Origin of the sequence: Methylovorus sp. MP688, from assembly GCF_000183115.1 — a bacterium.
GTDB classification, from domain to species: domain Bacteria; phylum Pseudomonadota; class Gammaproteobacteria; order Burkholderiales; family Methylophilaceae; genus Methylovorus; species Methylovorus glucosotrophus.
The window spans coordinates 1,507,978-1,534,273 of the sequence record NC_014733.1 but is presented as its reverse complement, the minus strand read 5'-3'; the positions used below and the strand labels follow the sequence as shown (position 1 = coordinate 1,534,273).

28 protein-coding genes and 1 tRNA gene are annotated in these 26,296 nt (G+C 53.9%); 20 read left to right on the top strand and 9 right to left on the bottom strand.

The window, feature by feature from the left end; genetic code table 11:
• Positions 1-3 precede the first annotated feature (3 nt).
• A complete protein-coding gene (locus MPQ_RS07345; protein WP_013442281.1) occupies positions 4-648 on the top strand; it encodes an HAD family hydrolase in 645 nt (214 codons plus the stop codon).
• Between the two features lie 28 nt (positions 649-676).
• Here the strand turns inward: MPQ_RS07345 and MPQ_RS07340 are convergent, their stop codons facing one another.
• A complete protein-coding gene (locus tag MPQ_RS07340) occupies positions 677-1,306 on the bottom strand; it encodes a DUF2238 domain-containing protein (protein ID WP_013442280.1) in 630 nt (209 codons plus the stop codon).
• A 182-nt stretch (positions 1,307-1,488) separates the two neighbouring features.
• On the opposite strand from MPQ_RS07340, the gene MPQ_RS07335 reads away from it, so the two are divergent.
• The gene (locus tag MPQ_RS07335; protein ID WP_013442279.1) at positions 1,489-1,731 is read left to right on the top strand and encodes a hypothetical protein; all 243 of its coding nucleotides are present in this window, start codon (positions 1,489-1,491) and stop codon (positions 1,729-1,731) included.
• A gap of 34 nt (positions 1,732-1,765) precedes the next feature.
• On the opposite strand, the gene MPQ_RS07330 is transcribed toward MPQ_RS07335, so the two are convergent.
• Genes MPQ_RS07330 through hpnC form a run of 5 tightly spaced genes read right to left on the bottom strand, consistent with a single transcriptional unit; the run spans position 1,766 to position 6,016 of the window.
• Positions 1,766-2,512 (bottom strand): YciK family oxidoreductase, encoded by a 747-nt coding sequence (locus MPQ_RS07330; RefSeq protein ID WP_013442278.1) that lies wholly within the window; start codon positions 2,510-2,512, stop codon positions 1,766-1,768.
• A gap of 11 nt (positions 2,513-2,523) precedes the next feature.
• A complete protein-coding gene (locus MPQ_RS07325; RefSeq protein WP_015830119.1) occupies positions 2,524-2,919 on the bottom strand; it encodes a phage holin family protein in 396 nt (131 codons plus the stop codon).
• Positions 2,916-4,265 (bottom strand): hydroxysqualene dehydroxylase HpnE, encoded by a 1,350-nt coding sequence (hpnE, locus tag MPQ_RS07320; RefSeq protein WP_013442276.1) that lies wholly within the window; start codon positions 4,263-4,265, stop codon positions 2,916-2,918. The genes MPQ_RS07325 and hpnE overlap by 4 nt, the downstream gene beginning before the upstream one ends.
• A 46-nt stretch (positions 4,266-4,311) precedes the next feature.
• A complete protein-coding gene (gene hpnD, locus MPQ_RS07315) occupies positions 4,312-5,148 on the bottom strand; it encodes a presqualene diphosphate synthase HpnD (protein ID WP_013442275.1) in 837 nt (278 codons plus the stop codon).
• Positions 5,149-5,164: 16 nt separating this feature from the next.
• Positions 5,165-6,016, bottom strand: coding sequence for a squalene synthase HpnC (hpnC, locus tag MPQ_RS07310; protein ID WP_013442274.1), 852 nt, complete (start codon positions 6,014-6,016; stop codon positions 5,165-5,167).
• Between the two features lie 131 nt (positions 6,017-6,147).
• Between hpnC and MPQ_RS07305 the strand changes: the two genes are divergently transcribed.
• The 5 genes from MPQ_RS07305 to MPQ_RS07285 all read left to right on the top strand — a co-directional run bounded on the left by MPQ_RS07305 (position 6,148) and on the right by MPQ_RS07285 (position 8,879).
• Entirely contained in the window at positions 6,148-6,894 is a 747-nt protein-coding gene (locus MPQ_RS07305) for an S-methyl-5'-thioinosine phosphorylase (protein ID WP_013442273.1), read from the top strand.
• A complete protein-coding gene (gene def / locus MPQ_RS07300) occupies positions 6,884-7,417 on the top strand; it encodes a peptide deformylase (protein WP_015830115.1) in 534 nt (177 codons plus the stop codon). Before MPQ_RS07305 ends, def begins: the two co-directional genes overlap by 11 nt.
• Before the next feature lie 69 nt (positions 7,418-7,486).
• Positions 7,487-7,576 (top strand) — tRNA-Ser (locus MPQ_RS07295).
• Between the two features lie 62 nt (positions 7,577-7,638).
• Positions 7,639-7,914 carry a cupin domain-containing protein gene (locus MPQ_RS07290; protein ID WP_013442271.1) on the top strand — a complete coding sequence of 92 codons (276 nt, stop codon included), beginning with the start codon at positions 7,639-7,641 and terminating at the stop codon, positions 7,912-7,914.
• Positions 7,915-8,090: 176 nt separating this feature from the next.
• Positions 8,091-8,879 (top strand): SDR family NAD(P)-dependent oxidoreductase, encoded by a 789-nt coding sequence (locus MPQ_RS07285; protein WP_013442270.1) that lies wholly within the window; start codon positions 8,091-8,093, stop codon positions 8,877-8,879.
• 29 nt (positions 8,880-8,908) lie between these two features.
• Here the strand turns inward: MPQ_RS07285 and dinB are convergent, their stop codons facing one another.
• The 3 genes from dinB to map are packed head-to-tail and all read right to left on the bottom strand — an operon-like array spanning position 8,909 to position 13,535.
• Positions 8,909-10,084 (bottom strand): DNA polymerase IV, encoded by a 1,176-nt coding sequence (dinB, locus tag MPQ_RS07280; RefSeq protein ID WP_083801053.1) that lies wholly within the window; start codon positions 10,082-10,084, stop codon positions 8,909-8,911.
• Between the two features lie 17 nt (positions 10,085-10,101).
• Entirely contained in the window at positions 10,102-12,690 is a 2,589-nt protein-coding gene (locus MPQ_RS07275) for a [protein-PII] uridylyltransferase (protein ID WP_013442268.1), read from the bottom strand.
• Between the two features lie 5 nt (positions 12,691-12,695).
• Complete coding sequence (gene map / locus MPQ_RS07270; protein WP_255348601.1) at positions 12,696-13,535, bottom strand: type I methionyl aminopeptidase; 840 nt, start codon at positions 13,533-13,535, stop codon at positions 12,696-12,698.
• Positions 13,536-13,720: 185 nt separating this feature from the next.
• Here map and rpsB point away from each other — a divergent pair, with 185 nt between their 5' ends.
• The 13 genes from rpsB to lpxA all read left to right on the top strand — a co-directional run bounded on the left by rpsB (position 13,721) and on the right by lpxA (position 26,296).
• Positions 13,721-14,470, top strand: a complete 750-nt coding sequence (gene rpsB, locus MPQ_RS07265) for a 30S ribosomal protein S2 (protein WP_015830110.1) — start codon at positions 13,721-13,723, stop codon at positions 14,468-14,470.
• A gap of 87 nt (positions 14,471-14,557) precedes the next feature.
• Complete coding sequence (tsf, locus tag MPQ_RS07260; RefSeq protein WP_013442265.1) at positions 14,558-15,433, top strand: translation elongation factor Ts; 876 nt, start codon at positions 14,558-14,560, stop codon at positions 15,431-15,433.
• Positions 15,434-15,560: 127 nt separating this feature from the next.
• Positions 15,561-16,277, top strand: a complete 717-nt coding sequence (pyrH, locus tag MPQ_RS07255; RefSeq protein ID WP_013442264.1) for a UMP kinase — start codon at positions 15,561-15,563, stop codon at positions 16,275-16,277.
• Positions 16,278-16,304: 27 nt separating this feature from the next.
• On the top strand, positions 16,305-16,862 hold the full coding sequence (frr, locus tag MPQ_RS07250) for a ribosome recycling factor (RefSeq protein WP_013442263.1): 558 nt from the start codon (positions 16,305-16,307) through the stop codon (positions 16,860-16,862).
• Positions 16,863-16,901: 39 nt separating this feature from the next.
• The gene (locus MPQ_RS07245; RefSeq protein ID WP_013442262.1) at positions 16,902-17,651 is read left to right on the top strand and encodes an isoprenyl transferase; all 750 of its coding nucleotides are present in this window, start codon (positions 16,902-16,904) and stop codon (positions 17,649-17,651) included.
• A 3-nt stretch (positions 17,652-17,654) separates the two neighbouring features.
• Positions 17,655-18,494 (top strand): phosphatidate cytidylyltransferase, encoded by an 840-nt coding sequence (locus MPQ_RS07240; protein WP_013442261.1) that lies wholly within the window; start codon positions 17,655-17,657, stop codon positions 18,492-18,494.
• 15 nt (positions 18,495-18,509) lie between these two features.
• On the top strand, positions 18,510-19,703 hold the full coding sequence (ispC, locus tag MPQ_RS07235) for a 1-deoxy-D-xylulose-5-phosphate reductoisomerase (protein ID WP_013442260.1): 1,194 nt from the start codon (positions 18,510-18,512) through the stop codon (positions 19,701-19,703).
• Positions 19,700-21,052: an RIP metalloprotease RseP gene (rseP, locus tag MPQ_RS07230; protein WP_013442259.1), complete on the top strand. Its 1,353-nt coding sequence runs from the start codon at positions 19,700-19,702 to the stop codon at positions 21,050-21,052. The genes ispC and rseP overlap by 4 nt, the downstream gene beginning before the upstream one ends.
• Before the next feature lie 5 nt (positions 21,053-21,057).
• Positions 21,058-23,406 (top strand): outer membrane protein assembly factor BamA, encoded by a 2,349-nt coding sequence (gene bamA / locus MPQ_RS07225; RefSeq protein WP_013442258.1) that lies wholly within the window; start codon positions 21,058-21,060, stop codon positions 23,404-23,406.
• Between the two features lie 39 nt (positions 23,407-23,445).
• Positions 23,446-23,949, top strand: a complete 504-nt coding sequence (locus MPQ_RS07220) for an OmpH family outer membrane protein (protein ID WP_015830106.1) — start codon at positions 23,446-23,448, stop codon at positions 23,947-23,949.
• A gap of 29 nt (positions 23,950-23,978) precedes the next feature.
• Positions 23,979-25,034, top strand: coding sequence for a UDP-3-O-(3-hydroxymyristoyl)glucosamine N-acyltransferase (gene lpxD / locus MPQ_RS07215; RefSeq protein ID WP_013442256.1), 1,056 nt, complete (start codon positions 23,979-23,981; stop codon positions 25,032-25,034).
• Between the two features lie 9 nt (positions 25,035-25,043).
• Positions 25,044-25,505 carry a 3-hydroxyacyl-ACP dehydratase FabZ gene (gene fabZ / locus MPQ_RS07210; RefSeq protein WP_013442255.1) on the top strand — a complete coding sequence of 154 codons (462 nt, stop codon included), beginning with the start codon at positions 25,044-25,046 and terminating at the stop codon, positions 25,503-25,505.
• 5 nt (positions 25,506-25,510) lie between these two features.
• Entirely contained in the window at positions 25,511-26,296 is a 786-nt protein-coding gene (gene lpxA / locus MPQ_RS07205) for an acyl-ACP--UDP-N-acetylglucosamine O-acyltransferase (RefSeq protein WP_013442254.1), read from the top strand.

Sequence of the window (26,296 nt, the reverse complement as noted above, 5' to 3'; positions counted from 1 at the left end):
TTTATGAAAAATATAATTTTTGATCTTGATGGGACATTGATCGATTCCTCGGGCAGCATACTTGAAAGTTACGAGGAAGCTTTTCGTCAACATGGCATCACACCTGCCCGACCATTAACGCCGGAATTGATTGGCCCTCCTTTGATGCAATGCCTTTCCTTAATTGCCGGACACGATGATGCCGATACACTGGCAGCACTGGCGCAGGCTTTCAAACAGCATTACGACAGCGAAGGCTATAAGCTGACCACCGTGTTCCCCGACATTGAACCCATGCTGGCGCGACTTGCCCGTGATCACAAGCTCTATATTGGTACCAACAAGCGTATTTACCCGACCCGCCGCATTCTCGACCATCTCGGCTGGGGGGCGTATTTTCAGGAAGTGTATGCGCTCGATTACTTTCATCCTGCCGTCCCCAACAAGGCGACGATGGTCGGAAATATTGTCGCGGCCCATGGCATGAATAAAACCGAGACCATGTATATCGGTGACCGCATGGAGGATGGCATGGCGGCAGAGGCCAATCAACTGGCTTTTGCCATGGTCACCTGGGGCTATCTGGACCCGGCCTCGGGGGATATGCAGGCACATTGGCTAAGCTTTGACCAGCCTCAGGCGCTGGCAGAAGCCATTATCAAGCAATAAGCTGGTTTCAGCTCACTCAATCAGTCTGTCAAGGCTCGTCGCGGCGGTGGGTTTCCAGCGACAGCATCTGCCGGTCATGGTGTCTGGACAAGCCCAGTAGTGCCACGATCGCGCCTATCATGGCGCACAGCATATCGGATTGTGTGTCCCACACATCGCCTTGCGTGCCCAGAAACTCATCCGCCCCTTGCCCCATGGCAACAGCAGCACCCCATTCAATCAGCTCATAAACCGCGCTGATAGCGAGCGCAATCGCCACGCACAGAAAGGCCGTCATGCGGCGGCTGGTGAGATAGCGCATGCGCAGCAATATCTCGCGGGCGATCAGGGCAGGCACAAAGCCTTGCATCAGGTGACCCAGTTTGTCGTACGGGTTGCGATCAAGCCCGAACCAATTCTGCACGTCAAAGCCGACAGGTACGCGGGCATAGGTATAAGCGCCGCCGACGATGAGTACCAGCGCATGCAGGCCTATCAACACATACAGCATGTCCGTCAGCCGGAATTGACGATATGTCTTGATCAGCAAGGGCAGGGCAATCATGACGGGCAGTGTTTCCATGAGCCAGGTGGCACGATCATAAGGGGCGATACCGGAAAGCAGGAGGCTCAGCAGCACGAGAAAGGCAACGGTAAGCGGGAGTCTGGTGGATGGCATGGCAAATTTTCAGTGAACAGGTGATGAATCATAGCCAGCCCAGCCCCTGCCGACAATCCAGCTTTGTGCGTTGGCGCATGGACTACCCACATCAGGTCGCTTGCGGTATATTCACACAAGGCCGCTGACAAGCGGCCTTTCTCAAGCTGGCCTTTTCATTTGAATCACTTAATGGGAGCGCAATGCCATCGCTTTACAAAAGTCGTGACGAACGTGTGCAGGATGTGATGTTGGCCTATCTGAATGTCGAGGAATCCAAACGGTTTTCGCTGACGCACGGCAACCGCTACCTGCCATTCTCGGATCTGGAAAAAGAGATGATGCTGGAAGATAAAGCCTGGGCCATGGCACGGCTGGTGATCGACAAGATCATGCGCTTGCCGCCTCCCATCCGCGCCAGCGATTATCCGGCGCCCAGTATTTGACCCCTTGCAGGGCTGACTATGCGCCCAAGGCGCTTTACGCGGTCTGCGCCTGAACTATCTGGCCGCTGACGCCAGCGCTGTCTTTCCCCATCAAATAGAGATATACCGGCATCAGACTCTCGGCTGTCGGCAAGGAGTCATGCACTTCTCCAGGATGGCTTTTCTTGCGCTGAGGCGATTGCACGGGGCCGGGTATCACTGCATTCAGACGCACATTCGGTGTATTTTCCAGCTCCAGCGCCCAGGTTTTTACCAGATGCTCCACGGCTTGCTTGCTGATGCCATGGCTGCCCCAGTAGGCGCCAGCCTGATGCCCGGCAGTGGAAGAGGTGAAAATAACCGAAGTGTCAGTGCCACGCTTCAGCAATGGCAAGCATGCTTTGGTCAAGGCAAAGGGCGCAGTCACATTCACCTTGAACATGCTTTCAAACTGTTCCATGGTCTGAATCTCCAGCGGACTCAGATTATCGTAATGCGCGGCATTGTGCAGAATGCCATCCAGGCGGCCCAATTGCTGATAAATGCCTTCTGCCATTGCTGCAAAGGATGGCTCATCGGTTTTACTCAGGTCCAGAGGGAAAATCACTGCCTGCGGATAGCCCGCGGCTTCAATGGCGTCGTAAACCGCTTCCAGCTTTTTCAGCGTGCGACCACACAAAATGACAGTGGCACCATGACGCGCAAAGGCCAGGGCGGCTTCCCGCCCTATGCCCTGGCCTGCGCCAGTGACAAGGATGACGTGGTCTGCTAACAGTTGGGCAGGGGCTTGGTAGTTATGCATGAAACTTCAATCTAGATAGAGATGGTATTGGCGTTTTGAATGATGATGGCGCCCTGGCTAGGCAGCATCCATTCAATGATCAGGGTAAAGATGGCAATGAAAATACTGGCGAAAAATGCCGTCCAGAAACCGGAAAGCTGAAAGCCTTTCACCAGCTTGGCCACCAGCATGATCATGAGGGCATTGATCACCAGCACAAAGAAGCCCAGCGTGACCAGTGTGATCGGCAAGGTCAGGAAAAACAGAATAGGGCGTATGACCGCATTGGCAAACCCGAGGACGAGTGCCGACACCAGCAGAGATGGCACGCCGCTGAACTTGATGCCGCTGAACAGGTAGCTGGCCACCCACAGCGACAGGCTCATGATGGCCCAATGGAGGAGGAAGTTCGAGAGATCAGCGTTCATCGATGGCTTTCTGTATGAGAGGTGAGGGATAGTGTGATGTGCTGGGCGCATTGTACGCCGCTGCGGATGGCGCCTTCAATGGTGGCGGGATAATCTCCCGCCACATAATCGCCCGCCAGGTAGAGCTTGGGCAGGCCAGTATGGTGGCCTGGGCGAACCAGCCCGACTGTGCAACTAAACGTGGCACGTTTTTCGGCGATGACTTTGTACCAGTAGATGGGCGCCCGGAGTGCGGGGTAGTGATCGCGCAGTTCGGCCAGCACGATTTCGGCCAAGGCATCCTGTCGCAAGGACTGATGGGCGCCCTCGGCACTGATGACAACGGCAATCAGGCCTTGCTGCCCATCCAGTTGCCCACGGTCAAACACCCATTGGCTGATGCCTGCATTGAGGCCCAGCATGGGAAAGTCCAGTGCTACGCTGGCATCAAACTGGAAGTAAAGCGTGTAGATAGGTTGATATTGCAGGCTCGTCAGCGAATGTTGCAACGCTTCGGTGCCGGGCAGGTCCGCCAGCAGAGGTGTCGCCCGGAAAGGCTGGCAGGCCAGGACGACATGCGTATAGAGCGCGCTATTCTGATCTTCGGTATGGAGCCGGTAACCATTCCCTTCGGCTTCTATCTTCTGTACCCCGTTGCGCAGCTGCACATCTCCTCCGTGCTGCTGGATATCCTCCATCAGCGGTGCGATCAGCAGCGTCGACAAATCCTGCCTGGGGAGTAGCAGGTGGCTATCGTGCTTGTCGCGGGCAAAGCTGTCGCGCAGAACATTGACGAATACCTGTGCGCTCGCCTGATCAATCGGCGTGTTGAGCGCACCGAGACACAGGGGCTCCCACAGGCAACGGATCAATGTCGATGTCTGCTTGCGTTCATGGAGCAAGGTCAGCACGGAAATGTCACGTGCCAGTTTAAATCTGCGCAGTTGCAGCCAGGTCATGAAGCGGATGGCGGAAAATCGCTCGCTCCAGCTCAAGCCTTTGGCGCGCAACAAACCCACCAGCAAATGCAGCGGTGCTGGCCAGGCATCTGCCGCCTGCAGTTCAAATCCTTCTGCCAGCCGCAAATCCAGCGGCAAGCGCATCAGCGCCTGTGCTTCATCCACACCTGCTTGCGAAAGCAGCGCCAAGGTTTGTTGATACGCGCCCAACAGGATATGTTGACCATTATCGAGCCGGGCACCTTTCCAGTTCAGGCTGCGTGCACGGCCTCCAGCCTGGGGAGCGGATTCCAGGACGGTGACCTTGATGCCCTGTCTGGCCAGGCTGGCGCCAGCGGCCAAGCCGGCACAGCCTGCGCCTATGATGCCAATATGCGCATTTGCCAGAGAGGATGATGAGATCGACACGGTGTTATGGGGTGTGCAGAGGAGGGAAGTGCATGGCGCCGATGCTCTAGTTCCGCAGCCAGGTGCTGAATGCCAGCCACATTTTGCGCAAACCACCGAGCGAGGTACGTGAATTGAGCACTTTTTCGGCGCCGTCGGCCTTGATTTCGCGCAGCAGCGTTCGGTAAATGGCTGACATCATGAGGCCGGTGCGCTGGGTTTTGCGGTCTTCCTGTGGCAGCTCGCCCAAGGCTTTGTCGTAATAACGCTCGGCTCGGGCAATCTGAAAATCCAGCAATTCCCGTACTTTTGGGGTTTCATGCCCATGCAGGATGTCGATTTCGCTGACGCCGAATTGGGCCAGTTCGTCCTGGGGCAGGTAAATGCGGTCGCGCCTCGCGTCTTCCCCCACATCGCGAATGATATTGGTCAGCTGAAATGCCATGCCAAGATCCAGCGCATATTGCTCGGTGGCCGGGTTGCGGTAGCCAAAAATGGCGGCAGACAACAGGCCAACCACGCTGGCGACCCGATAGCAATAGAGCTCAAGCGCGGCAAAATTGGCATAGCGATTCTGCTCGCAATCCATCTCCATGCCAGCGATGATCTCAATAAAGTGTTGCTCTTGCAGCCGGTAGGTACTGATCGGGCCTTGCAATGCCTTGCTGACTGGATGTTGCGGATTGCCTGCATACAGGCCATGAATCTCCTCGCGCCACCAGGCAAGCTTGGTGCGGGCAATGCCGATATCGGTACATTCGTCGGCAATGTCATCGACTTCACGACAGAAGGCATACAGCGCGGTAATGGCATCGCGCTGCGGCTTGGGCAGGAAGCGAAAGCTGGCGTAAAAACTGGAGCCGCTGGCAGCGGCTTTGTTTTCGCAATATTCTTGTGGGGACAAGGGATGCTCCGGGTGATTATTTGGCGCGTACGGCCTTGTACAGCATCAGCGCCCAGTCATGGGGCTTGAGCACAGGCCGCTGGGTGAACATGTCACCGCGTGATTTATGCAGCTTTTGCAGGATGCGCTCGCCGCCAGCAATGATGGTGCGCATTTCGAGCCCGGTGCGGCCGGATAGTGCCTTGCCGAGCGGCGCGCCCGATTGCAGCAGCCGCCGGGCGCGGTTGATCTGGAATTCCATGAACAGCCCCCAGGTGCCGCTGCTGTCAGCATTGGCAATCTGCTTTTCTTCAATGCGGTATTTGCGCATTTCATCAAGCGGGAAGTAAATGCGGTCTTTCTTGTAATCAATCTCCACATCCTGCAAAAAATTGATGAGTTGCAGCGAGGAGCAGATGGCATCGGAAAGCCCGATATTGCGTGGCGTGGCCGCCTGGTAGAGATGCAACAGCAAGCGCCCAACCGGGTTGGCCGAGCGTCGACAGTAATCCATGACTTCGCCAAAGTTTTCGTAGCGGCTTTTCACCACATCCTGGCTGAATGCATCCAGCAGATCGTAAAAAGGCTGCAGGGGCAGGGCATGGCGTTTGATGGTGTCGGCCAGCGTGACAAAAAATGCGGTGTTGGGCGTGTTGCCCTGCGCTATCAGGTCCAGCTCCTGCTTGAACCCATCCAGCAGGGCCAGACGTTGCTCGGGGGTATGATCGCCTTCATCTGCAAAGTCATCGGCCTGCCGCGCAAAGGAATAAATCACGCCAATGGGGCGTCTAAGCCGCATGGGCAGCAGCACGGAGGCAACAGGGAAGTTTTCGTAGTGCGCACTGGCGTGGGCCAGGCTTTCGGCAGTAACGGCTTGGAATGTATTCATGGCTGGGTGAAGTATGCCACAAAATGCCCTGCTTAAAGCTTGCGGAGAGGGCGCATCTGCAGAATTTACCGCGGCCGCTTTGCGTTACAATCGCGGATACTTTTTGACAACCGAACGCTAGGAATTTTTTAATGCTGGGAATCATAGGCGGTACCGGGCTTACGCAGTTGGCCAACCTCAAGATCACAAGGCGGCAGCTTATACGCACGCCTTATGGCGAGCCCTCGGGGCCATTAACCTTTGGTGAGCTGGGCGGCAAGTCGGTGGTGTTCCTGGCGCGCCATGGCAGCGGGCATACCATACCGCCGCATGGCGTCAATTACCGCGCCAATCTGTGGGCCCTGCATTCAGAGGGCGTGCGTGACATCGTTGCTGTTGCCACGGTTGGCGGTATTCATGCCGATCTGGGGCCGGGGACCATTGCCTTGCCAGACCAGATTATTGATTACACCCATGGCCGCAAAAACACCTATTACGATGATGTGGACAAGCCGGTGATACACATCGACTTTACCGAGCCGTATTGTCCGCGCCTGCGCGGCCTTTGCCTGCAGGCCTCGCGCCAGTCTGGCGAACCGCTGATTGATGGCGGCGTCTATGCCGCCATGCAGGGGCCGCGGCTGGAAACGGCAGCCGAAATCAACAAGCTGGAACGCGACGGCGCCACCATGGTCGGAATGACAGGGATGCCCGAGGCCGTACTGGCGCGTGAGCTGGAGATCAGCTACGCCGCCATTTGTCCGGTGGTGAACCATGCCGCCGGGCGCGGCAGCAGTGCGCATGGCATTCGTTATGAAGAGATAGGCGCCGTGCTGGACCAAACCATGGAGCGAGTACGTAACTTGATAGAACAGGTGGTGATGAATCATGCCGATTAGGCCTGTATTGCGGATGGGTGATCCGCTACTTCTGCAAAAGGCTGCGCCGGTGACGGCGTTTGATACTCCCGAGCTGCACGCCTTGATTAAGGATATGGAAGACACCATGGCCCATATGAATGGGGCTGGCATTGCGGCGCCCCAGATAGGGGTCAGCCTGCGTGTGGTGATCTTCGGGGTAGGTAAGAATCCCCGCTATCCGGATGCCGAGCAAGTCCCATACACCGTCCTGGTCAATCCAACCCTGCAGCCGGTGAATGATGATCAGGAAGATGGCTGGGAAGGCTGCCTTTCCGTGCCAGGCATGCGCGGCATCGTGCCACGTTATGTGCGCCTGCATTACACTGGCTTTGACCAGTATGGCAACCCGATAGACCGTCTGGTGAGCGGTTTTCATGCCCGCGTGGTTCAGCATGAGTGCGACCATCTGGATGGCATTCTTTACCCCATGCGCATACGCGATCTGGCGAATTTTGGCTTCCAGGATGTGTTGTTTCCGAATGCCGATCTGGCGGATGACTGAATACGCTGGTATAATTTTGCGATTGTTTGCAGCGCGGTTGGTCATGCGCAGCGTGAAGCAAGCGTTTCCGGAAGAGTGGCAGAGCGGTTTAATGCAACAGTCTTGAAAACTGTCGTGGGTTCACGCCCACCGTGAGTTCGAATCTCACCTCTTCCGCCAAGAATACCCGTCAGCGGTGTTAGATTCATACCGATGCCATTCATTTAATTAAGGATTTAGACATGAGCCAAATCATTGTTGAGCACAACCCAAGCGAAGAAAAACTGAAGCAACTGGGCGTTTCCAGCTGGTCTATCTGGGAAAAGGAAGTTTCCAAGTTCCCACTGGATTTCGGCATCAAGGAAACCGCTTACGTTCTGGAAGGCGAAATCATCGTTACTCCTAAGGGTGGCGAGCCAGTCCGTATCGTTCCTGGTGACCTGGTTGTGTTCCCAGCTGGTCTGGACACTAACTGGGAAGTGGTTAAGCCACTGCGCAAGCACTACAAGCACGGTTAATTCCGGCTGTTTTGCCTGTCATACCGAAACCCGCGCAAGCGGGTTTTTTCTTGTCTATTTCTGCCATTTTTTACTCTATTGTCCAGCTTGAGCTGACAATCCTTCCCTTCAAAACATGCAATCCTGCGCTTCACTTCAGGTCACAATGGCATCTTTACATCAAGGGAGTAACTCTCATGCAACTCGAACTGGATAACAAACTTGCGCTGGTAACAGCATCGTCTGGTGGCATCGGTCTGGAAATTGCGCGCAGCCTGGCGGCAGAAGGCGTCAGCGTCATCATTAACGGCCGTAGCGCGGCGGTGGTGGAGAAGGCAATCGCCGAGATTCGCCGTTCGCATCCTGCAGCAAAGCTGCACGCCCTGGTCAGCGACAATGGTACTCAGGCGGGGTGTGAAGCCACCATTGATAAGTTTCCTGCCGTGGATATTCTGGTAAACAACCTGGGGATTTATGAGGCGGTAGGATTTTTTGAAGAGAGTGATGCTGACTGGCAGCGCCTGTTCGAGGTAAATATTATGAGCGGCGTACGTCTCGCGCGGCATTATCTTGCTGGCATGCTGCAGCGCAATGAAGGGCGCATTGTGTTTATCTCCAGTGAGTCGGGTGTTTCGCCTGCACCTGAGATGGCGCATTACAGTGCGACGAAAACCATGCAGCTTGGTATCTCCCGTTCTCTGGCAGAGCTCACCAAAAATACGGCGGTGACTGTGAATGCGGTATTGCCAGGCCCCACTCGTACCGAAAGCGTGGAGAAATTCATACTGGATGTATACCCAGGCTTATCGCTGGCGGAAGCCGAAAAGAAGTTCATGGCAGAGAATCGCCCGACTTCATTGATTTCACGCCTGATCAACCCCGCGGAAATCGGCAATGTGGTGGCCTTTGTATGCAGCCCGCGTGCTGCGGTGATCAATGGCTCCAATATTCGCGCAGAGGGTGGCCTGGTGAGGACCGCATTCTGAGGCTGATTTAGAAATATCCCTGTCTTTTGCTACTCAAAAGGCAGCGGCGCTTGTTTCTGTGCGGGATTTTCGCTGTCTTCCATCGGCATCAGCTGGCTGAGTTTTACGCCTAGCAGACGTATCTTCTTGGTCAGTGGTGCCCGTTTGAGGCATTCCCCGGCGGCTTTGCGTATGGCTACCGCATCGCTGATCGGGGAGGGTAGCGTCAGGTCTCGCGTGACGCTGGTGAAGTCCTGATAGCGCAGTTTGATGCCGACGGTGCCTGCCATATAGCGCTTGGCTTTCAAATCCTGGGCGACGCGCTCGCACAGGCTGGTGAATATTTCCCCAAGGCGGGCACGGTCGTGCCTGACATGCAAATCGCGCTCGAAAGTCGTTTCCCGGCTTATTGATTTGGGTTCGGAATAGGTGGTAACCGGGCGATGGTCTTGTCCATTCGCCACATTCAGCAGCCAGGCGGCATAGCTGCGGCCAAAGGTCGATTGCAGAAGCCCCACGTCGGCTTGAGCCAGCTCGGCAATGGTATGGATGCTTATCGTGGCAAGTTTGGCGACTGCTTTCGGTCCTATGCCGTTGATTTTGCTGACAGATAGTGGCCAGATGCGCGATTGCAGCGAGCTTTCGTCCAGCAGGGTCAGGCCATCCGGTTTATCCAGTTCCGAGCCTATCTTGGCCAGCAGTTTGTTGGGGGCGATGCAGATGGAGCAAGTGAGCCCCGTCGCACTGTAGACAGCATCTTTCAAACGCTGGGCAAGCGCCTGGCTGGGCTCAGTATGGTCAGTGAGGTCGATATAAATCTCGTCTATGCCCCGATCTTCCACATGCGGCGCAATATCCCGCACGGCTTGTTTAAATAGCCTGGAGTAATGGCGGTAGGCGTCAAAATTGGCGGGCAGGATAATCGCATCTGGCGCCTTGGCCGCCGCTTTCATTAATCCCATGGCAGAAAAAACGCCGAGCGCGCGGGCTTCGTAGGTAGACGTGGTTACCACGCCGCGACCTGCATAATCGCCCAGGCGTGCAAATTGCCAGCGACCATCGGCCAGTTGCCGTGGCGTATCAATCGAACGGCCACCAACCACCACCGGTAGCCCTTTTAACTGGGGATAGTGCAGCAATTCCACCCCGGCAAAGAACATGTCCATATCCAGATGGGCAATGCGTCTGGGAGGGGTGGGAGGCGATGGACTTGTGGCGATAGACACGGAGCAGAAATGCCCTGTTAAAGCTGACGGCTAAGGTCTTCTTTGAGCTTTTGCAGGGCGCTATCCGTCAATGCCTGGCCAGACTTGCCTGAGATGAGAAAGGTGTCTTCCGCCCGATTGCCCAGGGTGTTGATCTTGGCCGTGTGCAGGTGAATGCCATGGGCCAGAAAGGTGTGCGCCAGCTGTGACAGCAAGCCTGGCCTGTCGCCCGCCACAATATCCAGCAGATGATAGTTGGATTGGCCTTCGCGCTGCAGGTGGATGGTGGCGCTGATCGGCATGTGTTTGACCTGCCGGTTGAGGCGGCCTTGCAACGGTGTTTCCAGCGGCTGTTCTGGCATGAGCTTTTGCGTGAGCTCGTATTCAATGAAGTTGAGCAGGTCGCGGTATACCACCGACTTGCTGCTCTGGTCGGCCACCAGAAAGCTATCCAGCGCATAACCATGGCGACTGGTATGGATACGGGCTTCCTGAATGTTATAACTCATGCGATCGAAAAAGCTGCAAATGCGGGCAAACAGGTCGTCACGGTCACGCATGTATATCATGGTCTGAATGCCATCGCCTGCCGGGCTCAGACGGGCACGGACGATCGGTTTTTCGGTATTGAGATGGGGCAGCAGCAAGCGGCTGTGCCATGCAATCTCCTGGCTGGTGTGCTTGAGGAAATAGCTGGAGCCCAGCTGCTCCCAAAGTGGCTGATAGCTGGGCTTTTTGATGCCGTAATAGCTGAGTGTTTCTTCTGCCTGTTGCTGGCGCAGCTTGATCTCGATATTGCAGTCTGCATTGGCGCTGGCGTCACGCATCAGGCGCTGGGCGGCTGTAAACAGGTTTTCCAGCAGCTTGGCTTTCCAGGCGTTCCATACCGCCGGGCTGGTGCCGCGGATATCGGCCACGGTGAGCAGGTAAAGTGCGGTCAAGCGACGCTCGCTGCCCATCTGGCGCGCGAAATTTTCGATGACCAAGGGATCGCTGAGGTCGGCCTTTTGGGCGGTGCTGGACATGATGAGATGGGCCTCGACCAGCCATGCCACCAGCTCACTGTCTTCGCGATTGAGTCCATGCGCCTTGCAGAAACGTTTGGCATCGACGGCGCCCAGTGTTGAGTGGTCGCCGCCACGGCCTTTGGCAATGTCATGGAACAAGGCGCCCAGATAAAGCAGGTAAGGCTTGTCAAACTGCATGAAGAGCTGACTGCACAGCGGAAACTCATGCGCCAGCTCGGGCAGGGCAAAGCGACGCAGATTGCGCAGCACATTCAGAATATGCTCATCCACCGTGTACACATGGAACAGGTCATGCTGCATCTGCCCGACGATGCGGCCGAAGGCGGGAATGTAGTTGCCCAGAATGCCGTAGCGATTCATGCGGCGCAGGGCATGGGTGACGCCGTCTGGCTGTTTCAGGATATCCAGAAACAGCTGTTTGTTGATCGGGTTTTGCCGGAAGTCACGATTTACCAGCTTTTTAACCCGATACAGCGTGCGAAGCAGCGTGGGGCTCATGCCGGTTAATTCGGGATGCTGCTCCAGCAATAAGAAACTTTCCAGAATCGTGGTCGGGTTTTTTTGCAAAAGAGCGCTGTAGCGTGCATCCAGGAGGTTATTTCTAGCCTCGAAGTGATCATTGATCAGCACCGCAGGGGCGGCATTCGGGTAGATTTTTTCGCGTAGCAGTTGCAGCAGGATCTCATTCATCAAATGAATGAATTTGGCGCTGCGGTAGTAGTTGTGCATCAGCTGCTCGCTGGCGCGTTTGCTGCGGCTGGTGACGTGATTGAGCTGCTTGGCCAGATCATTCTGGAAGTCAAAGATCAAGCGGTCTTCGCGACGCTTGGCAAGGTAATGCAAGCGGATACGCAGCATCTGCAGGTATTGCTCATGGCGACGAATCTGGCGTGCTTCCTGTTGGCTGATCAGGCCGTGCTTGACCAGGGTGCTCCAGGCGCTGCCCAGACTCAGGCTGCGTGTAATCCAGAGTATGGTTTGCAAATCGCGCAATCCCCCCGGGCTTTCCTTGATATTGGGCTCAAGGTTATAGGGGGTGTGGTTGAACTTGGCATGGCGCTGGCGTTGTTCCAGCATCTTGGCTTCAAAAAACGCCTGCGTATTCATGTTGGCGGCGAATGCGGCCTGAAATTCGGCATAAAGCTGCTTGTGCCCGGCCAACCAGCGCGATTCCAGAAGATTGGTCTGTACTGTCACATCCTTGGATGCTTCGTCTGCACATTCGCTGAGGGTGCGTACGCTGTGACCCACAGCCAGGCCAATATCCCAGAAAGTGCCTACCAGCGCTTCAATCTGGCGATCCAGTGCCTGGTCGTAATTGTCAGGCAGCAGAATCAGCAAATCGACATCGGAGTGTGGAAACAGCTCGCCGCGCCCATAACCGCCGACGGCGATAAGGCAGACATCCTGATTCAAGCCAGCGTCCTGCCAAAGCGCCTGCAGGAGCTGATCCACAAATTTGGAATGCCCTTTTAACAGGGCCGTGGTATTGCCGGATTGCTCAAAAGCTTCTTGCAAGGCCTGTTGGCGCGCATGCAGTTGCTGGCGCCAGTCTTTCGCCAGGCTGGCGTGAGGAGTATCCGGCAACGCTTGAGGCATACTGGTTAGATGAAGCTGGGAATGGCGGGCGAGCCAGCGGAAACCGTGAGAACCTCGTAACCGGTATCCGTCACCAGCACCGTGTGTTCCCATTGGGCCGACAGGCTGTGGTCTTTGGTGACGATGGTCCAGCCATCTCCCAGTTGCTTGATGTCGCGCTTGCCAGCATTGATCATGGGCTCAATGGTGAAGATCATGCCTTTTTGCAGCTTGACGCCAGCGCCAGGCTTGCCGTAATGCAGCACCTGTGGATCTTCGTGGAATTTCTTGCCTATGCCGTGGCCGCAGAATTCACGCACCACGCTATAGCCACTTTTTTCTGCATACACCTGAATGGCATGGCCGATATCGCCTAGCGTCGCACCTGGTTTTACCTGTTGTATGCCCAGCCACATGCACTCATAGGTAATGTCGCACAGGCGTTTTGCCTGAATGGAGGGCTCGCCCACCATGAACATGCGGCTGGTATCGCCATGGTAACCATCCTTGATCACCGTAATGTCCAGATTCACGATGTCGCCGTTTTTCAACACCTTGGGGCCCGGAACACCATGACAGATCTGGTGGTTGATGGAGGTGCAGATGGACTTGGGGTAGGGTGTGTGGCCATGCGGCGCATAATTAAGAGGCGCCGGGATGGTTTTTTGTTCATTGACCATGTAGTCATGGCACAGTTTGTCGAGATGCTCGGTGGTGACGCCGGCCTGGACATAAGGCGTGATAAAATCAAGCACTTCGGAGGCAAGGCGGCCCGCGATGCGCATTTTCTCAATATCGAGGTCATTCTTGATGGTAATTGCCATATTCACTGCATTAAGCCGAAGCTTGTTTTTCCTTGAGTTCAGACAGTCGCTTATGTTAACATATTGCACCCGTTTAGCAGCTTAATTGGCTGTTGGCGGCCTTAACCAGCATGCGCTTGATCTTTTTATTCGCATGCAAAATCTGCACACATGCCCCGTACAGGGTGTCCGTTCATACGGATGTTGGTTGGGCGTGTGGAAGCAATTAACCCTTACTGGAGACTTTTATGTCCGTAACTATGCGTCAAATGCTGGAAGCCGGAGTTCACTTCGGCCATCAAACCCGCTACTGGAACCCCAAGATGGCACCGTTCATCTTCGGTGACCGGAACAAGATTCATATCGTCAACCTGGAAAAAACCCTGCCACTGTTCGAAGATGCACTGAAGTATGTGCGTCAACTGGCTGCTAACAAGGGCCGTATCCTGTTTGTTGGCACCAAGCGTCAAGCACGCGACATCATGAAGGAAGAAGCTGAGCGCGCTAACTGCGCTTACGTTAACCACCGCTGGCTGGGTGGCATGCTGACCAACTTCAAGACCGTCAAGCAATCCATCAAGCGCCTGAACGACTACGAAACCATGCTGCAAGATGGCAGCCTGGACAAGTTCGGCAAGAAAGAAGCCCTGGGCTACAAGCGTGAAGTTGAAAAGCTGCAACGCTCTATCGGTGGCATCAAGGAAATGGGTGGCCTGCCAGACGCGATTTTCATCGTGGACGTAGGTCACGAAAGCGGCGCTGTTACTGAAGCTGCCAAGCTGGGTATTCCTGTTATCGGTGTTGTTGATACCAACAACTCTCCAGATGGCGTTGCTTATGTTATTCCTGGTAACGACGACTCCAGCCGTGCGATTCGTCTGTATGCCCGCGGTATTGCTGATGCAGTACTGGAAGGCCGCAGCCAAGCCATCACGGAAATCGTGAAGTCTGCTAGCGAAGAAGAATTCGTCGAGGTTGAAGAAACCGCGGCAGAGTAAGACCCTGACAAAAGGGGGCGAAAGCCCCCTTTTTTATACCTGTTATATGGCCTAGTCTGGCCGAAATCATCATTGAAGGAGCAAATAATGGCTGAAATTACCGCAGGCATGGTAAAGGAATTGCGTGAGCGCACTGATGCGCCCATGATGGATTGCAAAAAAGCACTGACAGAAGCCGAAGGCGACATGACCCGTGCAGAAGAAATTCTGCGTGTACGTTTCGGTAACAAGGCAAGCAAGGCTGCTGGCCGTGTTGCTGCTGAAGGTACCGTTGGCATCAGCATCAGCGCTGATGGCAAGACTGGCGCCATGGTAGAAGTGAACTCTGAAACTGACTTCTGTGCCAAGAACCAGGATTTCGTGAACTTCGTTAACGAACTGGCCGCAGTGATTGCCAGCAACAAGCCAGCCGATATCGCTGACGTTGCAGGCCTGAAGATGGGTTCCGCTACCGTTGAAGAAAACCGCACTGTGCTGGTTGGCAAGATTGGTGAAAACATCACTCCACGTCGCTTCCTGCGTGCAGATGCACAAGGCAAGCTGTACAGCTATGTTCACGGCAGCAAGATCGGTGTTGTGGTTGATCTGGTGGGCGGTGACGAAGCGCTGGGCAAGGACATTGCCATGCACATTGCCGCTGCCAAGCCCAAGTCGCTGGATGCCAGCGGCGTGGATGCAGCCCTGATCGAAGCCGAGCGTCGCGTGGCGATTGAGAAGGCCAAGGAAGCTGGCAAGCCAGACGCCATGCTGGAAAAGATTGCAGAAGGTACCGTGCAGAAGTTCCTGAAGGAAGTGACGCTGCTCAGCCAGCCTTTCGTCAAGGATGACAAGCAGTCCATCGAGCAATTGCTCAAATCCAAAAACGCTTCTGTTGCCTCTTTCACCATGTACGTCGTGGGTGAGGGCATTGAGAAGGTTGTTACCGACTTCGCTGCTGAAGTCGCTGCTGCAGCCAAGATCTAGGCTGCAGTTTCTCTGGTAGTAAAACCGCGGGGGCTTCACCCCTGCGGCTGTAATGATGTACTCGCTGCAAAACGATAATGTGATTTAATAACGCATTGTCGTTTTGCACAATTCAGATAGGAGCCCCATGACATCCCCCGCCTTTAAACGCATCCTGCTTAAATTATCCGGTGAAGCCCTCATGGGTGATGACAGTTACGGGATTAATCGTGCGACCATTTCCCGGATTGTGAATGAAATCAAGGAAGTGGTGGATATGGGCGTGCAGGTGGCCGTGGTCATCGGTGGCGGCAACATCTTTCGTGGAGTTGCGCCTGCGGCTGAAGGCATGGATAGAGCGACGGCTGACTATATGGGCATGATGGCAACGGTGATGAATGCATTGGCCTTGCAGGACGCCATGCGTCACATTGGGCTGGTGAGCCGCGTGCAGTCCGCCCTCAATATCGAGCAGGTTGCCGAGCCGTATATTCGTGGCAAGGCGATTCGTTATCTGGAAGAAGGGCGCGTTGTGATCTTCGGTGCCGGTACCGGTAATCCTTTTTTCACAACAGATACTGCAGCAGCGTTACGCGGTATGGAGATGAATGCGGAGATCGTGCTGAAAGCCACCAAGGTCGATGGGGTTTATACCGATGATCCCAAGACCAATCCCGATGCCATGCGTTACAAAACACTGACCTTTGATGAAGCCATCATCAAGAACCTCAAGGTCATGGATGCGACGGCACTGACGCTGTGTCGCGATCAGAAATTACCTATTTCCGTATTCAGTATATTCAAGCAGGGCGCCCTTAAGCGTGTAGTCATGGGCGAAGATGAAGGTACGCGCGTATTGCCTTAAGGCATGCGCCAGCTTTAGGAGAGAGTGATGCTCAACGAAGTAAAGAAAAACGCAGAACAAAAGATGCAGAAATCCCTGGAGTCGCTCAAGAGTGACCTCGGTAAAGTGCGTACGGGCCGTGCACATACCGGCCTGCTGGATCATGTCATGGTGGAATACTATGGCTCCATGGTCGCAGTGAATCAGGTAGCGAACGTTACGCTGGGCGATGCTCGTACCATCAACGTGCAGCCTTACGAAAAGAACATGGTGGCCAAGATCGAGAAAGCCATCCGTGATGGTGATCTGGGCCTTAATCCGGCAACCAATGGGGACGTGATTCGTGTGCCTATGCCCATGTTGACGGAAGAACGCCGTCGCGACCTTATCAAGGTCGTGCGTACCGAAGGTGAAAATGCCAAGGTGGCTATCCGCAATGTGCGCCGTGATGCCAATGATCAGCTGAAAAAACTGACCAAAGACAAAGAAATCAGTGAGGATGACGAGCGCCGCATGCAAGACGAGGTGCAAAAGCTGACGGACCGTTTTGTGGCTGAGGTTGATAAGCTTCTGCAAGTCAAAGAAGCCGACCTTATGGCGGTGTAAACTGCCTTGTTTGATTTGCCTTTAGAAACGGAGTCTTGATTGGCGCTTTTTTTCAGCTCCACGCAATCCATTCCCGCCACCGCTGAGGTGCCGCGCCATATTGCCGTCATCATGGATGGCAATGGGCGCTGGGCCAAAAAGCGATTCCTGCCGCGAGTCGCGGGCCACAAACGTGGCGTCGAAGTGGTGCGCGACATCGTCAAGCAGTGTGCGAGCATCGGCGTTGAATACCTGACGCTGTTTGCTTTCAGCAGTGAAAACTGGCGCCGTCCGCAGGAGGAAGTCTCCTTCCTGATGGGGCTTTTCATGGAAGCCCTGCAACAAGAGGTTTCCAAGCTTCATAAAAATAACATTCGCCTGGTCATGATCGGCGACCATTCCCGCTTTGATGAGTCCTTGCGCGAGCAGATTGCCCGTGCGGAAGCCCTGACGCGGGATAATACCGGCCTCACGCTGACCATTGCTGCGAATTACGGCGGCCGCTGGGATATATTGCAGGCGGTGAACCGTTTGCAGGCCGAGCACCCTGAGCTTGCTGGCAATTATAATGAAGAGCATCTGGCGCCTTATCTTTCCATGCATTATGCCCCGGAGCCTGATTTATTCATCCGTACAGGCGGCGAGCAGCGCATCAGTAACTTCTTGCTGTGGCAACTGGCATACAGCGAGCTCTATTTTACGGACACCTTATGGCCCGATTTTGACTCGGCTGCTTTCGAACTTTCCATTGCATCTTATCGTCAGCGTGAGCGTCGTTTTGGCCGCACCAGCGAACAGTTACAACAATAAGTCATGCTAAAAGCGCGCGTTCTTACATCCCTGGTACTGATACCACTTTTTCTGGCTGCGCTGTTCTATCTTCCCGAGGTCTACTGGGCCTTGCTGATGCTCTTCATCATTACCATCGGTGCATGGGAATGGGCGAGCATGAATCGACTGGGCGGGGGGCAATGGTTATATCCGGCAGTGACATTTGCCATTGGCCTGCTCGCGGTTGCCGTCACTGACTCATCGTATGTGTTTATTCAACAGCATCTTCTGTTCTGGGGCTTGCTGGCCTCTGCCATTTTTTGGACCTTTTTTGTCCCCATCTGGTTATCCGGACGTTTTCGTATTCGAAACCAGGTGGGGGTAGCCGTTATCGGATGGGTAATCCTTATCCCGACCTGGCTCGCCTTCGTCAGTTTGCACCGCATCCAGCCAGGGCTGTTGCTTGCCTTGATGGTTGCGGTATGGATTGCCGATAGTGCGGCTTATTTCGCGGGCAAGCGTTTTGGCCGCCACAAGCTTGCACCGAAAATCAGCCCGGGGAAAACCTGGGAGGGCGTGCTGGGCGCTTGGCTGGCCGTCAGCGTATATGGGCTCATCCTTTGTAGCACATTGGGAATCACCCCCTGGATTATCCTGGGGCTTTGGGGGATTACCGTGCTGAGTATCATGGGAGATCTTCTGGAGTCGCTGGTGAAGCGGCATGCCGAAGTAAAGGACAGCGGTCGCTTGTTACCTGGGCACGGCGGCGTGCTTGATCGCATCGATGGCTTGACCTCAAGCTTGCCGCTGGCAGCGTTCTTTATTTATTTCCCGTTGTATTACCACTACGCCTATCCTTTATGGGCAAGTGTTTCCCAATAGCCTTGGGGGCGAAATTTGTTACAGTCATCACCACAAAACATTACCATCCTTGGTGCCACTGGCACCATCGGGCTCAATACGCTGGATGTGATTGCCCGTCACCCTGACAAATACCGCGCTTATGCATTAACGGCTAACGGTCGCGCCGAGGCCTTGTTTGATCTATGCAAGCAATATCATCCGCGATATGCCGTGCTGTTGCAGGAGGCCGCGGCAGATCGCCTGCGGCAGATGCTCATCCAGGCGGGTATTGAAACGGAAGTTCTGTTTGGCATGGATGCCCTGGAGCAAGTCGCTTCCGCTCCTGAGGTGGATGCTGTCATGGCCGCCATTGTGGGGGCAGCCGGTCTCAGGCCTGCCATGGCCGCTGCCCATGCCGGCAAGCGCATCATGCTGGCCAACAAGGAAACGCTTGTGATGGCCGGCAGCTTGTTCATGCAGGCGGTGGAAGAGAGTGGTGCGACCTTGCTGCCTATCGATAGCGAGCATAACGCCATCTTTCAGGTCATGCCTGCCAAAAAATACCCTGACCTTCACAGTGGCGGTGTACGCAAAATATTGCTGACGGCATCCGGCGGTCCATTCCGCAATGCCAGCCGGGAGCAATTGCTGCAAGTGACTTCGCAGCAGGCGCTCAATCATCCCAATTGGGTCATGGGACCCAAGATCACCATTGACTCTGCCACCTTGATGAACAAAGGTTTGGAAGTGATTGAAGCGAAATGGCTTTTTGATGCAACGCCCGAGCAGATTGAGGTGGTGGTGCATCCACAAAGCGTCATTCATTCCATGGTGGAATATGTGGATGGCTCGGTGCTGGCGCAATTGGGGAACCCCGACATGCGTACGCCCATCGCTTATGCCCTGGCTTATCCTGAGCGCATAGACAGCGGCGTGGGCTCGCTCGACTTGTTCAAGATTGCGACATTGAATTTCGAACGTCCTGACACTGGCCGTTTCCCATGTTTGCGCCTGGCTTTTGATGTGCTGAAGCGCGGTGGAACAGCACCTGCGATTCTCAATGCAGCTAATGAAGTCGCTGTTGAGGCGTTTCTGCAATCTCGCATAGGGTTCATGGATATCCCCGCCCTCATCGAGCGCGTGCTCTCGCTATCCAGCATAGAACCCGTTACTGACATTCCCAACCTGATTGCAGCTGACCAGGCCGCCCGTCAGCTGGCTCAGGAATGGATGGTGCAATCAGCATGATCACTGTCATCGCGTTTGTTGTTACCCTTGGCATCCTGATTACGATTCATGAGTATGGACATTTTCAGGTCGCGCGCTGGTGTGGCGTCAAGGTCTTGCGATTTTCACTGGGCTTTGGAACGCCATTGCTGACCAGAAATATCGGCAAGGACAATACCGAGTTCGTGCTGGCGGCTTTCCCCCTGGGCGGCTACGTGAAAATGCTGGATGAGCGCGAAGCCCCAGTTGCCGAGCATGAGCTGCATCGCGCCTTTAATCGGCAAGCCGTATGGAAACGTATGCTCATCGTGCTGGCTGGGCCGGTGGCGAACCTGTTACTCGCCATCCTGCTTTACTGGGTGCTGTTTATGCATGGCGTCATGGGTATCAAGCCACTGTTAGGGGATATTCCTTCAGAAACACCCGCAGCCATTGCGCAAATGAAATCCGGCGAGCTGATTACCGATATCGCTGGCGAGACTGTGGCCAGCTGGCAAGACGTACGCTGGATACTGATGCGTCAGGCGCTTGGTGACTCCCCGGTCTCGGTAGAGGGGCGGCTGAACGACGTTTCCCTGCATCATCAATTGAATTTATCTGTGTTGGACAAAGATGATTTTGAGGGAGACTTCCTGCCAAAATTGGGCCTCGTACCTTATCGCCCAAGCATGCCACCTGTGGTGGGGGAGGTCGTGGCCGGAAGCGCAGCAGAAAAGGCTGGTTTGCGTGCAGGAGACAACATACGCGCAATTGATGGCGTTGGCATTACAGCTTGGGATCAGGTGGTGGATACCATACGCCTTCATCCGCATACGCCATTGAAGGTCACCGTCGCACGTAATGCTCAAACGGTGGATTTACAGGTTATTCCCGATAGTGTTCGAGAAAATGGCAAGGACATAGGCCGAATTGGCGCCGCTTACAAGGCAAACCAGAGCGAGCTGGATAAAATCATGACGACGGTGAGCTACTCACCAGGCGTGGCGGCTGCCAAGGCAGTTACCAAGACATGGGAAACCTCGGTTTTCAGTCTTCAAATGCTGGGAGGCATGCTGACTGGGGATGTGTCGTGGCGTGGCATGAGTGGGCCTGTGACGATTGCCAGTTATGCCGGTCAGAGTGCGAAGATTGGCTGGGAAGCTTTCCTGGGCTTTCTGGCACTCGTCAGTATTAGCCTTGGCGTGCTAAATCTGCTGCCTATCCCTGTGTTGGATGGGGGGCATTTGTTGTATTATATTGTTGAGGTTTTCAAGGGCAGCCCGGTTTCCGAGCGCGTCATGGAAATTGGTCAACGTATTGGACTGGCGCTGCTTGGATTGTTGATGGCATGCGCTTTTTATAACGATATAAATCGATTGATAACAGGCTGATCTGAATGAATTTAAGCATCAAGCTTAAGCATATACCGTTTGTGGTATTGGGTATGTATGCAACATCAGCAATGGCACTTGAGCCATTCGTAGTGAAGGATATTCGAGTAGATGGGATACAGCGTACCGAAGCCGGTACCGTATTCAACTACCTGCCAGTCAAGGTCGGTGAGACCATGGATGATGACAAGGCGACTCAGGCAATTAAAGCGCTTTATGGCACTGGGTTCTTCAAGGATGTGCGTATCGAGGCAGATCAGGATGTGCTGGTTGTTGTCGTTCAGGAGCGCGCTGCGATTGCCCAGCTGAATTTCAGCGGCAATAAATCCTTCCCCAGTGACAAAATGAAAGAAGGCCTGAAGCAGATTGGCCTGGCTGAAGGCTTGATTTTTGACCGATCCATGCTGGACCGTGCCGAACAGGAAATCAAACGTCAGTATCTTTCCCAGGGTAAGTATGGCGCTACCGTGAAAGCCGTGGTCACTCCTCTGGAGCGCAATCGCGTAGCAGTACAGTTCAATATTGAAGAAGGTGCCATCTCCAAGATTCGCAGCATCAATATTGTCGGCAATCAGGCTTTTGATAGCAAAACCCTGCTGGAAACCATTTCATTGACCACGCCAGGCTGGATGACCTGGTGGAACAAGAATGATCAGTACTCCAAGCAAAAATTGACCGCTGATCTGGAGACCTTGCGGTCTTTTTACATGAATCAAGGTTTTCTGGAGTTCAATATTGAGTCCACCCAGGTCTCGATTACCCCAGACAAACGTGACATTTACATCACCATCAATATCAGTGAGGGTGAGAAATACACCGTTACCGATATCAAGCTGGCTGGCGAAATGCTGCTGGCGGAAGAAGAAGCGCGCAAGCTGATCAGCCTCCAAACAGGTGAATACTTCAATCGCCAGAAAATTACAGAATCCAGCAAGGCCATTGGCGACCGTCTTGGTAACGACGGTTACGCATTTGCTAACGTCAATGCTGTGCCTGATGTTGATAAAGACAAGCATACTGTTGCCTTCACCTTTTTCATCGACCCAGGTCGCCGTGTATATGTCCGTCGTATCAACCTGACCGGTAATACACGCACCCGCGATGAGGTATTGCGTCGTGAAATGCGCCAGATGGAATCCGCATGGTATGGCGCTGACAAGATTAATCGTTCCAAGCAGCGTCTGGAGCGTTTGCAGTTCTTCTCGGATGTGAACGTGGAAACGCCTGCGGTACCGGGCACAAATGATCAGGTGGACCTGAATATCAACGTCACTGAAAAATCGACCGGTAGCGTAATGTTTGGCGCTGGCTTGTCCAGTGCTGAAGGTGTGGTATTCGGTGTTACGGTGAACCAGAACAACTTCCTGGGAACGGGTAATCGGGTGTCTGCGCAGGTGAATACCGGTAAGGTAAACACTATCTACTCATTGAGCTATACCGATCCTTACTTCACGCCGGATGGCGTAAGCCGTACCTTCAATGCGTATCGCCGCGATATTGATACTTCGTATCTGAGTACGGGTAGTTACAAAACATCTTCTTACGGTACCGGCGTAAGCTTTGGCATGCCGCTGAATGAACGTGATTCGGTGAGTGCAGGTCTGACCTTTGACTTTACCCAGGTTGATCTGACTTCCAGCAGCCCCATACAGTATCGTCGCTATTGCGGTGACTCTAACGCCAATGGGTGCGATAACACCAGCGTCTTGCTCAATCTGGGCTGGGCACATGATACCCGGGACAATGTGTTGTTCCCAAACAAGGGTGTTTACCAGCGTTTGAGCACAGAAATTGGTCTGCCTGGCCTGGACTTGCAGTATTACAAGGTGGAATACAAGCATTCCTGGTACAAGGACATTACGCCTAATATCACCTTCATGTTGAATGGTGAAGCAGGGTATGGTGACACTTATGGCAGCAAGGACTTCCCGTTCTTCAAGAACTTCTACATTGGTGGTGTAAACTCGGTGCGCGGTTATCAAACCAGCTCGATTGGTCCTCGTCTCTATGACACGGTGAATGAACGCGGGTATGCTATTGGCGGTACCAAGCGTCTGCTGGGTAATGCGGAGTTGTATTTCCCCATTCCTGGCATGAAGGATTCCAAGCAATTGCGCCTGAGTACATTTATCGATGCGGGTAACGTCTATACATCGGATGAGCGTATGGATCTTGGCGATCTGCGCTACTCAGCAGGTATTGGCGTGAGCTGGTATTCGCCGTTCGGGCCTATCAAGCTCGTATTGGCCAAGGCCCTCAACGCACAAAAGGATGCTGTGCAAACCGATGGCAAAACCTTGTATAACGACGATAAGACGCAGATCCTGCAATTCCAGATGGGTTCGCAGTTCTAAGCTGTTTGTATGATTAAGTGTTAAATATTGGAGAATGAATTGAGTAAATTATTGAAAAGCCTGGTCTTGACAGCATTTGCTGCTTTTACACTGAACGTGTCTGCAGCAGAGCTCAAGGTGGGTTACGTACAAGTGGACAAGATTCTGCAAGAGGCGCCACAAACGGCGGAGAGCGGTAAAAAGCTCGAGAAGGAATTTAGCCCTCGTACCCAAGAGTTGGACCGTCTTCAAAAGCAGATCAAAGATATCGAAACCTCGCTGGACAAAGACAGCCTCACCTTGTCAGAAACTGACCGTCGTAATAAAGAGCGTGATGCATCCAACCTGAAGATCGAGTTTCAGCGTAAACAGCGCGAATTGCGTGAAGATGTGAACATGCGCAAAAACGAAGAGCTGGGTGCTTTGCAAGACCGCATCAACAAAGCCGTTACTTCGGTATCCGAAGCTGAAGGTTATGATCTGGTTGTTTACGGTGGCGTAGCGTACGCAAGCAAGAAAATTGATATTACCGACAAGGTACTGAAGGCTCTGGGCAAGAAGTAATTCTGGTATTAGAAAGCGATCCTGGCCTGATGAAAGCGCAATACTCCTTAACGGAGATCATATCCAGGCTGGGAGGCGAGCTGGTCGGTGATGGTGATATTGTCATTAGCCGTGTCGCCTCACTGGCCAATGCCCAAGCTGGGCATATCAGCTTCATAACTGATTCCAAGTATCGCACTCAGCTTGCCGATACGGCAGCGAGTGCGATTATCATCAGTGAACAGCATCGTGCATTGACGACGCTGCCGCGCATCGTGACCGATAATCCTTATGCCTATTTCGCACGTGTTTCAGATCTGCTGAATCCGCGTGTCGAGTATGTGCCAGGCATTAGCCCGAATGCCAGTGTGGCTGCGGATGCTGTCGTACCTGCCTCATGTACTGTCATGGATTATGCTGTGATAGCGCCTGGGGTGAAGTTCGGTGAAGGCGTGGTGATTGGCCCAGGCTGTGTGGTTGGGCGCAATGTACATATCGGCAGCCAGACGGTGCTGCAGTCTCATGTCACGATCTATGCAGATTGCCAGATCGGTGAGCGTTGTGTCATGGCGGCAGGCGTGGTGATAGGCGCGGATGGTTTTGGATACGCCAATGATCAGGGGCGCTGGGTTAAAATCCCTCAGGTTGGCAGAGTCATTATCGAAGATGACGTGGAAATTGGCGTCAATACCTCGGTAGATAGAGGCGCCCTGGACGATACGATTATTGAGCAGGGTGTGAAGCTTGATAACCTGATTCAGATCGGGCACAACTGCCGGATAGGTGCCCATACCGTGATTGCGGGATGCGTTGGCATTGCCGGTAGCGCAATCGTTGGCAAGCATTGCCGGATAGGGGGTGCTGCCATGATACTGGGGCATCTGGAGATTGCAGATGGAGTGACGATTTCGCCGGGCAGCATGATTACGCGATCATTGCTGAAAACAGATACTTACACAGCGCTGATGCCGTTCCAGACACATGGCGATTGGCTCAAGACGGCGGCAAATATACGTCGTCTGGGCGATATGTCCGAGCGGGTAAAGCAGTTGGAAAATGAGTTGGCGCAGATCAGGGCGCAGCTGGACATAACAAATAGAAATTGAGGAAATGCCATGAATGATCAGGCTGTTACCAGCATGGATATCCATGAAATATTAGAGCACCTGCCGCACCGTTACCCTTTCTTGCTGGTCGACAAGGTATTATCCCTGGAGCTTGGCAAGGAGATCGTGGCTGTCAAAAACGTCAGCATGAACGAGCCTTTTTTCCCTGGCCATTTTCCTTATCATCCTGTCATGCCTGGCGTTCTGATTGTGGAAGCCATGGCCCAGGCGGCTGCCATCCTGTCGTTCAAGACGATGGACACCAAGCCGAATGATGAGTCGGTGTATTACTTTGCCGGCATTGATAGCGCGCGGTTCAAAAAGCCGGTATCGCCAGGTGACCAGCTTATTCTCAAGGTCAGCATAGATCGTATCCTTCGTGGTATCTGGAAATACAAAGGTCAGGCCTTGGTTGATGATGTGGTCGTGGCAGAAGCCGAAATGATGTGCATATTGAAGGCAATTGAGTAGCCATTATGACGTCCCAGGTTAAAATCCACCCGACAGCGATCATTGATCCGCGAGCGGAGCTTGATAGCACTGTTGAAGTTGGCGCTTATACCAGCATAGGTCCGGATGTGCAGATCGGGCCAGGAACGCGCGTAGGCAATAATGTGGTGATTGCAGGCCCTACGACCATAGGCAAGAACAATCACCTGTTTCATTTTTCCTCGCTAGGTGAGGCGCCACAGGATAAAAAATACCGTGACGAACCCACACGGCTCGAAATCGGCGATAACAACACCATTCGCGAGTTCTGCACCCTGAACCGCGGTACGGTTCAGGATAAGGGCGTGACCCGTATCGGAAACGATAACTGGATCATGGCGTATGTCCATATTGCCCACGATTGCCAGGTAGGTAATCACACGATTCTGGCAAACAACTCCTCGCTGGCCGGACATGTCGATATGTACGACCATGCCATTCTGGGGGGCTTTACCCTGGTGCATCAGTTCTGCAAAATCGGCTCGCATGTCATGACCGCCGTTGGCACCGTTGTTTTCAAGGATATTCCACCTTATGTAACGGCCGCGGGATATGACGCCAAGCCGCATGGCATTAATGCTGAAGGGCTCAAGCGACGTGGTTTCAGCGCGGATAGCATCACCCGTATCAAGCGCGCATACAAGACGCTTTACCGTCAGGGCTTGACCCTGGAAGAAGCCAAAGAGCAACTGGCCTTGCAACTCACGGAGTGCCAGGAGCTGGATATCTTGTTAGACTTTTTGAATATTTCCACCCGCGGCATTGTCCGTTAA